General features: G+C 70.8%; 6 protein-coding genes. 2 read left to right on the plus strand and 4 right to left on the minus strand.

All coding sequences use genetic code 11. From position 1 onward, the window contains the following. Nucleotides 1-842 precede the first annotated feature (842 nt). Nucleotides 843-2,585, plus strand: coding sequence for a CHAP domain-containing protein (locus ABEA43_RS67225; protein WP_345581281.1), 1,743 nt, complete (start codon nt 843-845; stop codon nt 2,583-2,585). A 64-nt stretch (nt 2,586-2,649) separates the two neighbouring features. Further along, the gene (locus ABEA43_RS67230; protein WP_345581284.1) at nt 2,650-4,413 is read left to right on the plus strand and encodes an FG-GAP repeat domain-containing protein; all 1,764 of its coding nucleotides are present in this window, start codon (nt 2,650-2,652) and stop codon (nt 4,411-4,413) included. A 55-nt stretch (nt 4,414-4,468) separates the two neighbouring features. On the opposite strand, the gene ABEA43_RS67235 is transcribed toward ABEA43_RS67230, so the two are convergent. From ABEA43_RS67235 to ABEA43_RS67250, 4 genes are all read right to left on the minus strand, one after another. After that, nucleotides 4,469-5,131, minus strand: coding sequence for a M15 family metallopeptidase (locus ABEA43_RS67235; protein WP_345581287.1), 663 nt, complete (start codon nt 5,129-5,131; stop codon nt 4,469-4,471). Nucleotides 5,132-5,193: 62 nt separating this feature from the next. Then, on the minus strand, nt 5,194-8,196 hold the full coding sequence (locus tag ABEA43_RS67240; protein WP_345581290.1) for an AfsR/SARP family transcriptional regulator: 3,003 nt from the start codon (nt 8,194-8,196) through the stop codon (nt 5,194-5,196). A gap of 89 nt (nt 8,197-8,285) precedes the next feature. Next, a complete protein-coding gene (locus tag ABEA43_RS67245; RefSeq protein ID WP_345581294.1) occupies nt 8,286-8,453 on the minus strand; it encodes a hypothetical protein in 168 nt (55 codons plus the stop codon). A gap of 12 nt (nt 8,454-8,465) precedes the next feature. Then, entirely contained in the window at nt 8,466-8,789 is a 324-nt protein-coding gene (locus ABEA43_RS67250) for a LuxR C-terminal-related transcriptional regulator (protein ID WP_345581297.1), read from the minus strand. Nucleotides 8,790-8,942 lie beyond the last annotated feature (153 nt).

Below are 8,942 nucleotides of genomic sequence, written 5' to 3' on the forward strand. Positions count from 1 at the left end.
TGCCTGACCTGATGAGCGACCGGCCGCCGAGGGCATAGGCACACGACCCTCCCCGGCCCTACACGCATTCTCCCAGGTCAACATCCAAATCCGGGCTCACGTGTGACTACCAGCTGCGGAACCCCGGGAGAACGTGGCGCGACATTGCCCGGCCTCGCGGACGTGCCCTTGCAGGCGTCCGCTGTGTCTCGAAGGTCAGCCGCGCGGACGGCGCAGATGGTCTCCCCCACTGCGCTCCTCGTCGGGCAGCGCTGCGCGCCGATCCAGAAAGCAGGCATGGCCATCTCTCCCTTCGCTCGCAAGCCTCTCGAGAACTCCAGGCCAGGCCGCAGCCTGAATTGCCGGCCTGCCCATACGGCCAGGTCACGGCCGATGACGTTGACGGCGTCGGCACCGGGCGAGGGGCCGATGGTGCTATGCCGGTTGATACGACGCAGCAGTCGTCCTGAGGCGCGTACGACCTGGTCGAGGATGTGGAGCCAGGCGGCGATGGGGTCGGTGAGCGGGGTGTGCCGGGCGGGGCTCTGACCATCGCGGGCAACCGCCGGATCGATCTCGGCGGTGTCCCGGTGACATTCTGCGCTGGTCAGCTTGGCGCCGCCGACACCAGGCCACTGCCCGACGCTGCCACTACCAGCGCGGATCCGAGCCATGATCGCGAAGTGTCACTGGAGTAATAGCCCGCCCACGCCCTCAGCCACCGGAATCAGGCCCGGCGACCGGCCTCTATAGAGCGCGGCCGCGCCTCTATAGAAGGTGCTGGAGCACGATTCGAGAGTACTTGGAGCGCCCCGGCCGAGCCTTTCTCACAGAGGTCAGCACCTCTGGAGAAAGGACCCGCCATGAGCGAGCAGAACCCCCCGGCACCGACGTCCAAGAACGTCACCGGACTCCTTTTACGGCTGGGCGCGGGAGCCACGGCCACCGCGTTCCTGGCTTCGGCGCTGGTCGCCGCGACGACCGCGCCCGCCGAGGCCGTGACGCGCGGCAACATCGTCGCCGTCGCGCAGAGCCAGTTCGCCAACGCCTCCCGCAACCATGAAGAGCCGATGGGCAGTGGTTGCAACTACTACACCGGGTACTTCCGGTCCTGGAAGCCGGCGGGCGGCTGCCCGGCCACGGACGGCGTGCAGTGGCGGGACAGCGACTGGTGCGCGGACTTCTCCAAGTACGTGTGGAAGAACGCGGGAGTGCCCGACGCCGACGTCGCCGAGACCAATGGCGGTGTGCTCACCGGCTGGGCCAGCTCCTTCAAGGACTACGGCACCAAGCACGGGACCTGGCACGCGCGTTCCACCGGTTACGCCCCCCAGCCCGGCGACGCGGTCGTCTTCGACTGGGACCAGAGCGGCGACATCGACCATGTCGGGATCGTCAAGTCCTCGAACTCCACCACCGTCTACACCATCGAGGGCAACAGCGGCGACCGCATCAAGGAGAACAGCTACTCGCGCACGAACATCGACATCGTCGGCTATTCCGCGCCGGTGGGCGCCGAGGACGGTCCGCCCGCCACTCCCGCCACCGACGCGAGCGGCACCAGCGACGTTCGAGCCGACTTCAACGGTGACGGGCTGGACGACGTGGCCGCGTTCTACGACTACCCGGGGGCCCGGACGGTCCTGTTCGTCTGGTCGGCCAAGGCCGGGGGCGGCTTCAACCCGCCGGTCAGCATGTGGGACTCGGGCGCGGGCAACTTCGAACAGCCACGCGTCAAAGCCATCGCGGGTGACTTCAACGGCGACGGACTCGCAGACGTCGGCACCTTCTACGACTACTCCGGCGCCCGCACGGGCCTGTGGATCTGGACCGCCAAGGCCGGCGGTGGCTTCAACACGCCCACCATGGCCTGGGACTCAGGAGCGGGCAACTTCGAACAGCCCCGCGTCAAGGCCGTCACCGGTGACTTCAACGGCGACAACATGACCGATATCAGCACCTTCTACGACTACCCCGGCGCCCGCACCGGCCTGTGGACCTGGACCGCCAAGGCAGGCGGCTTCAACGCCCCCACGATGACCTGGGACTCCGGCGCAGGAAACTTCGAACAACCCCGCACCAAGGCCATCGCGGGTGACTTCAACGGCGACGGCCTGGCAGACGTCGGCACCTTCTACGACTACTCCGGCGCCCGCACGGGCCTGTGGATCTGGACCGCCAAAACCGGCGGCTTCAACACGCCCACCATGGCCTGGGACTCCGGAGCGGGCAACTTCGAACAGCCCCGCACCAAGCCCATCGTCGGTGACTTCAACGGCGACAACATGACCGACATCAGCACCTTCTACGACTACTCCAGCGGCCGCACCGGCCTGTGGACCTGGACCGCCAAGGCAGGCGGCTTCAACGCCCCCACGATGACCTGGGACTCCGGCGCAGGCAACTTCGAACAACCCCGCACCAAGCCCGTCACCGGCGACTTCAACGGCGACGGACTCACAGACATCAGCACCTTCTACGACTACCCCGGCGCCCGCACCGGCCTGTGGACCTGGACCGCCAAGGCAGGCGGCTTCAACACCCCCACCATGACCTGGGACTCCGGCGCGGGCAACTGGGAGCAGTCCCGTACCAAGCCGGTCTGATCGTGCGAGCTGGCTGCGGCGCGCAAGCCGCAGCCAGCGGACTTCTACTCTTCAGGAGAAAATGATGAAGATCACCCGTCTCATCGCAACCCCGCGTTTACCCTTCACCCGCCGCCTGACCGTGTCGGCCGCCTTGGCCGCAGGGCTCCTCGCCGGAGGCGCTCTCCCTGCGGCAGCGCAGGAGCCGACCCCCTCCCCCACCGCCGGCCGCGTCCCCGGCCCGGCCGGCGAGCCGGTGCCCGAGTCGCTCGCGGCGTCACTGTCCTACACCGCCTGCGTTCCGGGCGGCGAGACCAGCGCGGACACCGCGATCGCCAACCAGGTCCGGCCGCAGATGAACGGCCCCCGCATGGGGAAGAGCGTGAACGGCTACAACGTCTCCTGCGCCCGGATCATCACGGCCACGTCCAAGGGCCGAGGGCTGGACAAGCGAGCGGCGGTGATCGCCGTGACCACGGCCATCACCGAGAGCACCCTGCACAACTACACGGAGGCCGGCGACCACGACAGCCTGGGGCTGTTCCAGCAGCGTCCGTCCCAGGGCTGGGGCACGCCCGCGCAGCTGATCGACCCCGTGTACGCGACCAACGCGTTCCTCAACGCCATGCTGCGCAAATATCCGAACAACTCCTGGATGAGCGGGGACATAGGCGCCATCTGCCAGAAGGTGCAGGTGTCGGCGGTCCCGGACGCCTACGCCAAGGAGGTCCACGACGCCCAGCTTCTCGTCGATGCTCTGTGGAGCGCGGGGACGTCACCGTCGACGGACCCTCCGTCCGGCACCTCGGAGGTGAAGGCGGACTTCAACGGTGACGGGCTGGACGACGTGGCCGCGTTCTACGACTACCCGGGGGCCCGGACGGTCCTGTTCGTCTGGTCGGCCAAGGCCGGGGGCGGCTTCAACCCGCCGGTCAGCACGTGGGACTCGGGCGCGGGCAACTTCGAACAGCCACGCACCAAGGCCATCGCGGGTGACTTCAACGGCGACGGCCTGGCAGACGTCGGCACCTTCTACGACTACTCCGGCGCCCGCACCGGCCTGTGGATCTGGACCGCCAAGGCCGGCGGCGGCTTCAACACGCCCACCATGGCCTGGGACTCCGGCGCGGGCAACTTCGAACAACCCCGCGTCAAGGCCGTCACCGGCGACTTCAACGGCGACGGACTCACAGACATCGGTACGTTCTATGACTACCCCGGCGCCCGCACGGGCCTGTGGACCTGGACCGCCAAAACCGGCGGCTTCAACGCCCCCACGATGACCTGGGATTCGGGAGCGGGCAACTTCGAACAGGCGCGCGTCAAGGCCATCGCGGGTGACTTCAACGGCGACGGCCTCGCAGACGTCGGCACCCTCTACGACTACTCCGGCGCCCGCACCGGCCTGTGGATCTGGACCGCCAAAACCGGCGGCTTCAACACGCCCACCATGGCCTGGGACTCAGGCGCAGGAAACTTCGAACAGCCCCGCACCAAGCCCATCGTCGGTGACTTCAACGGCGACAACATGACCGACATCAGCACCTTCTACGACTACTCCAGCGGCCGCACCGGCCTGTGGACCTGGACCGCCAAAACCGGCGGCTTCAACTCCCCCGTCATGACCTGGGATTCGGGCGCGGGCAACTTCGAACAGCCGCGCGTCAAGGCCGTCACCGGCGACTTCAACGGCGACGGACTCACAGACATCAGCACCTTCTACGACTACCCCGGCGCCCGCACCGGCCTGTGGACCTGGACCGCCAAAACCGGCGGCTTCAACACCCCCACCATGACCTGGGACTCCGGCGCGGGCAACTGGGAGCAGTCCCGTACCAAGCCTGTCTAACGTCCTCACCACACGCGACCGCCGCGGTGATCATCGATCACCGCGGCGGTCGAACTCATGTACGCGGCGACCACTCGATCAGGGAGTGCAGGGCCGCGGGGGCGCTGGTGGTCAGGGCCCAGTAACGATCGCCGTACGACCAGTGCCACCACTCCGTCGGGTAGTTGACGAACCCGGCTGCGGACATGGCGCCGATGAGGATCTCCCGGTTTATACGGGCGTGCTTGGAGATGTTCGGCGCGGCCGTGTAGCAGGCGTCGTCGCTCTCCTCCGGGCTGGCGTTCACCTCGGTGCCCATGTCCAGCTCGGTGCCGTCGCCGGTGCACAGGGTGAGGTCCACCGCCGCGCCGCAGACGTGCGGGCCGATGTGGGGCGGCGCCAGGGAACGGCTGGCCTGCACGTACACGTGCTCAGGCGACCAGTCGGGGTTGTCCGCGCCGAGCTGCGAGGCGTACCGCTGGAAGTACCGTTCCTGCAGCGCGGGCGGCCGGTACGCCTCGACTATGAGCAGCCGCAGCCCGTCGGGCAGGCCGTTCTGGGCGCGCAGGAGGCGCTCGACGTGACCTCGGCGGACGTGCGCGTACGCCCCGCCTGGGTCGGCCATCCGCTGGTCCAGCCGCAGGCCGGGGACGGTGCGCAGGTCCGCCAGCGGCTCCGCGCGATCCTCGACGGGGATCTCGCTGATTCTGGGGTCTGACATGAGGATGATGTCCGGCACGGCGCTCTCCTTGCACAGAAAAGAAGCTGTTTAGGAGGACGTTGAGCGAGGGCACTCCAAATTCACTCCAGAAAAGCACCAGACGAGCGCAGTTCGCCGTACTCGCGGGTGCCGTACTCGGCGAAGACGGCGAGCGCCGCGGCTCGCATGGAGGCGGCGGCGGGGGCGTCCCCGGCCGCCTCGCGGGCGGCGGCCAGGTCGCGCAGGGTGCGGGCGCGGAACAGCGGCAGCCCCAGCCGGTCCCACAGCGCGACGGCCCGGCCGAGATGCTCCTCGGCCTGCGCGTGCCTGCCGTGGGCCAGGTGCAGCTCGCCGACGGTCCGCTCGACGAGCGCCATCCCGAACCGGTCGTCGTTCCGTTCGCACACCTCCATCGCCTCCCGCAGATCGGGCAGGATGCCGGCGTCGCCGCCGAGCCGGATGCGGGTCTTGGCCAGGGCCTGCACACAGTACGCGAGCATCAGCGGGTCGCCCGCCTCACGCAGCAGGGCCACCGCCCGCGCGCCCAGCTCCTCGGCCCGGCCGAACTCGCCGACGGCCCGGTGGACCAGGCCGATGGTACGCAACGCGATCCCCTCGCCGCGCTTGCTGCCCAGCCTGCGGAAGGCGGCCAGGGCGTCGTCGAGCAGCTCGCGGGCGGCGGCGAACTCACCCTGTTCGAGCAGCACCGATCCGGCCAGCCGTTTGACGTATCCGACCGCGGCGTCGTCGCCGAGCGAGCGGAACGCCTCCGCCGCGTCCCGCAGGTGGGCCAGCGCCGCGGCCAGGTCGCCCAGCTCGCGGCAGGCGTTGCCGATGCCGGCGACGGCCACCGCCTGCCCGTGCGCGTCGCCGCCCGCGCGCAGCAGCGGCAGCGCCTGGTGGAAGAACGCCTGCGCCTCCGAATAGCGGTCCTGCCGGTTGCGGAGCTGGCCGAGCCCCACCAGCAGCGTCGCCTCGGCCAGCGGATCGCCCGCCCGCCGTGCCGCACCCAGCGCCGACTCGTGCGTACGCCGCCACTCCTCGAAACGGGTGTCCACGGAGAAGGAGGAGGAGCACAGGGCGGCGGCCACCTCGCAGGCCACTTCGTGCAGGTTCATGGCGGCCGCCCGCTCCACCGCGACGACCAGGGCGGGGCTCTCGGCGCTGAACCACGTGACCAGGTCGGCCACGTCCGCGTCGACGGGCCTGGCCATGGCGTACTCGCGCCGCAGCGTCAGCGCGCCCGGCGGCCGGGCGGCGGCGGCCCGGGTGATCAGCCACAGCCAGCCGCCCAGGGCGCGGTTCACGGCCGCCGCGCGCTCCTCGGGCGGCTCTTCGGCCTCGGCGCGTTCGGCCGCGTACACGCGGAGGAGGTCGTGCAGGCGGTAGCGGGCCTGCCCGGCCGCGTCCACGGCGACATCGTCGAGGAGCTGGGCGTCCATCAGGCGTTCGACGGCCTCCTCGGCCTCGGTCTCGGGCACGTCCAGGAGCGCCGCGGGCACCCAGGACGCGAAGTCGGGCACGCCCAGCAGCCCGAGCAGGCGGAACGCCCGTTTCGCTCCCTCGTCGAGCCCCCGGTAGCTGAGCGCGACGCTGGCCCGTACCTCCAGGTCGCCGGCGGTGAGCTCGTCCAGGCGGCGGTGTTCGTCGGCCAGCCGTCCGGCCAGCGTCGCGAGCGGCCAGTTCGGGCGGGCCGCCAGCCGCGCGCCCGCCGTGCGCAGCGCGAGCGGCAGATGACCGCAGAGGCGGACGATGTGCCCGGCCGCCTCCGTCTGCGCCCGTACGCGCTCAGGACCGGCGATGCGGGCGAGCAGGTCCACTGCCGCAGGGGTGTCGAAGACGTCGAGGTCGCTCACCCGCACCCCGTCCAGGCCGGCGAGCCTGCGCCTGGCCGTGATCAGCACGGCGCAGGTGGGGCTGCCCGGGAGCAGGGGGCGTACCTGCTGCTCGGAGCCCGCGTCGTCGAGCACCACGAGCACCCGCCGGCCGTGCAGGGCGCTGCGGTAGGCGTCCACGCATTCGGGCATCGTCGACGGAATCGCGGACGGCGGCAGGCCGAGCGCCCGCAGGAACCGGCCGAGCACCTCCAAAGCCGGGGCCGGAGAGCCGGTGACGCCGCGCAGGTCGGCGTAGAGCTGCCCGTCGGGGTAGGCGGGGGACGCCTGGTGGGCGGCCTTCACCGCGAGCGTCGACTTGCCGACTCCGCCCTTGCCGGAGATGACGCACACCGTGACCGTGTCGCTGGGGGCGCCGAGCAGGGCGGTCAGCTCCGCGAGCTGGCGCTGCCTGCCGGTGAAGTCGGCGACCCCGCGGGGCAGGTGCGCCGGGACCGGCTGTGATTTGGGCGGCGCGGGAGCGGGGTCCAGGGCGGGGTCCGCGCGCAGCATCGCCTCGTACAGTTCCTGCAGCTCGGGGCCGGGGTCTACGCCCAGCTCGTCGGCCAGCGCCTTGCGTCCCTCGTGGTAGACCGCCATCGCGTCGGCCTGGCGGCCCAGCCGGTACAGGGTCCTCATGAGCAGGGCGCGGGGGCGCTCTCTGGTGGGGTGCTGGCGGACCAGCTCGGTGAGCTCGCCGGCCGCCTCCGCGTGCCTGCCCAGCGTCAGCTCCGCGTGCAGCAGCTCCTCCTGGACGAGCAGCCGCGTCTCGTCGAGGCGGGCGGCCTCGCCGCGGAGCACGTGCCCGATGCCGCCGAGCGCCGATCCGCGCCACAGCGCCAGCGCCGCGCGCAGGCTCTCGGCCGCGCGGTCGTGCCCACCGTCCGCCGCGTGCCGCCGGCCTTCGGCGACCATCCGCTCGAACGACTCCACGTCGAGCCGGCCGGGCTGGAACCGGGCCGCGTACCCGGGCGGCCTGGTCTCGATCACCTCCGCCTCGCCGCCGTCCGCGAGCGTGCGGCGCAGGCCGTACACGTACGTCTGGACGAGCGCGGAGGCGCTGCGCGGCGGGTCGTCGCCCCACAGCACGTCCACGAGCCGCTCACTGGAGACGACCTTCCCGTCGGCCAGCAGCAGCGCGGCCAGGAGGGCGCGGGGTTTCGGGCCGCCCAGCGCCAGGCGCTTGCCGCCGTCCCAGGCTTCGACGGGGCCGAGCAGACGGAACTCCACTGATCCCCCTCGGGGAGGTGACCTTGTCCCCGCAGTGATAACACCGCGGGGACCCCGTACGCCACCGCCCCGAGGAGGAAATCGGTCAGTCAGTCAGGCAGCCCTCGACGCCGGGTCGGTCGGGCAGGCAGCCTGTAGTTCCTTGCCGCGCCGCGGTTGAAGGCCGACACGCGCTCCGCCGCGGAGCCGTGGTCGCTCTCGTTCGTCCACGGCGTCTCGTCGCCGAGCCGGGTGTAGGTGTGTGCCCCCAGCGTCAAAGTGCCCTCTCCTCACCGGCCGTCCAGCCCGGCGTCGTGGACGATGAGGGCCAGCTGAACCCGGTTGTCCAGGCCCGCCTTGGTGAGAATGCGCGAGATGTACCCCTTTATGGTGCCCACGCTCATGTGCAGCTCATCGGCGATCACCGCGTTCGGCTTCCCCTGGCCGGCCGCCAGCGCCACCTCACGCTCCCGCTCACTCAGCCGCGCCAGCACCTGACGGGCGTCGGTACGTCGCCGGCTCTCCTCCTCGGGCACCATGTGCGCGATCAGCTTGCGCGTGACGCTCGGCGACAGGATCGGCTCCCCCGCCACGACCTTCCGTACGGCGTCCACGATGCCCTCCGGCGGAGGGGGGTTCGCCCAAGGCCAGGTAGTTAAGGTTTCTGGGCTGCTGGCAAGAGCGCCGAGGGGGTCGGCCCGGCGGTGTAGATGCCTGGCCCGATTTTGCAGATGAGCCGACCGTGGGCCCAGCGTGACAGCTGCCGA

It is taken from the genome of Nonomuraea rosea (genome assembly GCF_039539705.1).
Classification (GTDB): domain Bacteria; phylum Actinomycetota; class Actinomycetes; order Streptosporangiales; family Streptosporangiaceae; genus Nonomuraea; species Nonomuraea rosea.

Bases quoted from the DNA above. Each gene is read 5' to 3' on its own strand.
- ABEA43_RS67230 (WP_345581284.1), top strand. From the start codon at position 2,650: ATGAAGATCACCCGTCTCATCGCAACCCCGCGTTTACCCTTCACCCGC.
- ABEA43_RS67225 (WP_345581281.1), top strand. From the start codon at position 843: ATGAGCGAGCAGAACCCCCCGGCACCGACGTCCAAGAACGTCACCGGA.